At 63.0% G+C, this 2,851-nt stretch carries 2 protein-coding genes and 1 pseudogene; all 3 read right to left on the bottom strand.

Annotation, left to right across the window (positions count from 1 at the left end):
* Positions 1-807 (bottom strand): ATP-binding protein (locus tag A2J01_RS22785; protein ID WP_064113647.1); only part of this gene is annotated, 807 nt, incomplete at its 3' end.
* Between the two features lie 59 nt (positions 808-866).
* Positions 867-2,351, bottom strand: a complete 1,485-nt coding sequence (locus tag A2J01_RS22780; RefSeq protein WP_064113646.1) for a DUF5691 domain-containing protein — start codon at positions 2,349-2,351, stop codon at positions 867-869.
* Positions 2,348-2,851 (bottom strand): annotated as a pseudogene (locus A2J01_RS36535) (SWIM zinc finger family protein); the annotation flags it as partial. The pseudogene A2J01_RS36535 and the gene A2J01_RS22780, both read right to left, overlap by 4 nt.

Here is a 2,851-nt window from a genome sequence, read left to right as displayed (position 1 = left end):
GGTGGTCGCGCCTGATCGCAGTTCCCGGAACACGGTGACGACCCGGCGAATTTCCTCGGCTGCTGCGGGGGTTGTCGGCAATTCCAGTGCTGCGCCCAACTGTTCGACTCGACGTGCCACGATGGCCACCTCGTCTTCCTCGCTGGCCGGCAACGGGAGGACTACGGTATTGAACCGTCGACGCAGTGCGGACGACAGATCGTTGACACCGCGATCGCGATCGTTGGCGGTAGCGATCAGATTGAAGCCCTTGGCTGCCTGCACCTCGATGCCCAGTTCCGGCACCGGCAACGTCTTCTCGGAGAGAATGGTGATGAGAGCGTCCTGCACGTCGGCCGGGATACGCGTCAACTCTTCGACGCGGGCGATCTTCCCGGTTTCCATCGCCGTCATCACGGGAGAAGGCACCAGCGCACCGGCGGTCGGCCCCTCGGAGAGAAGACGTGCGTAGTTCCAGCCGTAGCGGATAGCTTCCTCGGGCGTACCCGACGTGCCTTGAACCAGGAGCGTCGACGCACCCGAGATTGCGGCCGAAAGGTGTTCGGAGACCCAGGTCTTGGCCGTACCGGGAACCCCCAACAGCAGTAGCGCCCGGTCGGTGGCAAGAGTTGCGACGGCCACTTCCATCAACCGCCGTGGACCGACGTACTTCGGCGAAATGACGGTTCCGTCGTCGAGAGTGCCACCCAACAGATACGTCACGACGGCCCAGGGCGACAAGTTCCACGACGGTGGACGCGGACGAGCATCCTGCGCGGCCAGTGCTTCGAGTTCGAGCGCGTACTCCTGCTCTGCGTGGGGCCGCATCAGCTTTGCCGGTTGCGCGAGCTTTTCCGGTTCCGTGGTGGGCACGGTTACGCTGTCAGTCACTTGAGCTCCTCGAGCAGAGTCTTGCGGTGGGTGATGGCACTGGCAGTTCTGGCGAAGGTTTGCCGCCAGTCGGGGTCACGAGCACGCTCCGCCGCACGCTCCAGCAAAGTTACTGCGCTGTAAGGAAATCGAGTCTCGGCCAGGCGCAGCGATGCGACGTACTTGTAGCGTGAGAATTCGCCGGCCTTGGCGCCTCCGTCGGCACGTCTGGCCGCAACTCGTTCCCACTGGGCCACCACTGCCCGGGTGATGTCCTCGGGCCATGGACCTCGCAGAGCGGCGTAGATCGCTGCCCGGCCCGGGTGCAGAACATTGGCGTCGCCGTTTCCGGACCTCAACAGATCAGCCAGCGCCTTGGCCGGCACCAACGGGAGCACGCGTCGATCGGTGGCGGTGCCGCGCATACGAAAGAGTTCCAGCGCCCATTCCGTATTGTTCTGCGCGACTGCGGCGGTGGACCACGCGTCGTGAAGGATCGGCTCCCAGCTTTCGTCAACGCTCATCCCCAAGACCTTGCCTGGTCCACCGATCATGTTGTTCCACAGAGACAACGGCGCAGAACTGATCGCCTGACGCACATACTCGGCACGATAGTCGGTGTGTGGATTCGGCCGGTCTTCGATGCCGTCTCGCCTCGCCGCTGAATCGACTTCCTCAGGCGGGACGATGACGAGCGTGGACCGAACGAGTTTCCTTTCCACCCGCACCCATTTCCGAACCCGAGCAGCCATTCTCTCCCCGAACTCCGATTCGGGGAGTTGTCCGAGTACTTCCACTGCCGCGCGTCGCACGTCCTTGCGACGGTCGTCGAGGGCTTCCTCCAACAATGGTTGATCATCCGCGCTCAGTCCGTTTGCCAGCGCCGCGACGAAGGCAGCCTTCTGTTCGCCCCGCTCGGTGGCCCAGGACTTTCGGAGTTCGGCCAACGCCAGCGCGGGATCTGTTCGACGAGTGTCCATCAGCCACTGTGTGCGCTGCGACGAACTTCCGTGACGCCACACGTCCGGGTTGGCATCCCTGGTTCGGACGAGTTTGCTCCACTCGGGGTTTTGCGCGGCAAGCCATCGACCACGCTCGCCGACCATCTGCAGGATGCTCTCCCGGTGAGCTTCACTTGCACGTGCAAAGGAAAGCAACTCGGCGACCAGATGATCAGGCGCACGGTAATTGTGCTCCAACGCGACTGCGAACCATTCGTCGAGCAAGGTCGCCTTGGCCGCGAGCATCGACAGCAGATGCGCCGATGAGGATTCCGGCAGCGTGAATCGAACATCGTCTGGCGCAGATGTCGGCACCGCCGCCGTGGTGGAGCCCGCACCGCCACGGCGGTACGCCCTCTCCAACGCTGCTCCTGCGAGAAGCATCTCGGCAGGATCGCCGTCGAGTTCGCGAGCGTAGCCACGCACTTCAGCCGGCAGCTCCTCGAATGTTGTTGCTGTTCTGGCTGTCCCAAGGAGCGCCGCTGAGATCAATGTACTCACAGCACGATCACCTGCCCTCCCGTGAAAACCGAGATCGGAGTAAAAGCCAGCGCGTTCCACGTTCCGCAGACTGTGACCGGGTAACCGCCGGAAATGCCGAGCAACTTCCACAGAAGATCCGAATCACCCTCTGCCCGAAGCGCTGTGCCCGATTCGTCGACGACAAACCATGATCCGTCGACGAACGACGGGACCACCGAACTGATCACTGCCGGCCACGAGCGCAACCATGGATCCGCGGCGAGGGCATCGGTAAACTGCTGCAACGCAGTGTCGATGCTTCCGAACGGCATGGTTGTGAAGGGCTCCGGCTCTCCGTGCGTGACCCCTATCCGCGCCCGCAATGCCGCGGCACCGGGATAGAAATGAACATCGGCGTTGAGCAGAAACCCGACTGGCGGCGTTTCGGTGGCAAAATTGGCCGACCCGTGGGAGAAGTCGAGCAGCATGGCCCACCGCTTCGAATTCCTGCCGAGCATCCACACCGTTCGGGTGAACAG

The sequence above is a fragment of the Rhodococcus sp. EPR-134 genome (genome assembly GCF_001647205.1).
In the GTDB taxonomy this organism is placed as follows: Bacteria; Actinomycetota; Actinomycetes; order Mycobacteriales; family Mycobacteriaceae; genus Rhodococcus_F; species Rhodococcus_F qingshengii.
The sequence above is the reverse complement of the archived record's forward strand: the minus strand, read 5'-3'. Positions and strand labels throughout refer to the sequence as shown.